At 46.9% G+C, this 495-nt stretch carries 1 protein-coding gene; it reads right to left on the bottom strand.

Annotated elements, in window-relative coordinates:
* The coding region (locus V7150_RS23465) for an IS110 family transposase (protein ID WP_438825758.1) at positions 1 to 495 on the bottom strand (495 nt) is incomplete at both ends.

Below are 495 nucleotides of genomic sequence, written 5' to 3'. Positions count from 1 at the left end.
TTTTTAACATTAAACGTTGATGGGGACCAATATAACCTTTCAAAGCCAGTTCCAGTTCTTCTTTCTTCTTTTTCATGGTGCGGCGGGCGAAGTCTGCCAGCTTCTTGGGATCTTCTTCGCCATTGGCGATGGCGTCAAGCATGTCTCTTGCCGAAACACCCAGAACATCTGAAACTACAGACCCCAGTTTGATGTTTGCTCCTTCTAGAACCTTTTGGATTCGGTTGTGTTGCCTCGCTCGCTCCTCAATGATACTTCGACGATATCGGACCAGCTCGCGCAGTTCCCTTTGATTACGGTCAGGGATATAACTGGCTTTAAGCAGTCCGTGGCGAAGCAGTTTAGCAATCCATTCTGCATCCTTGACATCAGTCTTTCGTCCCGGAACAGCCTTCATGTGCTGAGCATTGACAACAAGAAACTCAATATCCTCAGCTTCAAGTAAGTTCACAATCGGCTTCCAATAAACACTCGTGCTTTCCATGGCAACATGTG

The sequence above is a fragment of the Neobacillus drentensis genome (assembly GCF_036965245.1).
In the GTDB taxonomy this organism is placed as follows: domain Bacteria; phylum Bacillota; class Bacilli; order Bacillales; family Cytobacillaceae; genus Neobacillus; species Neobacillus drentensis_G.
Note: the sequence above shows the minus strand (reverse complement) of the source record. Positions and strands in the feature narration are given on the sequence as shown.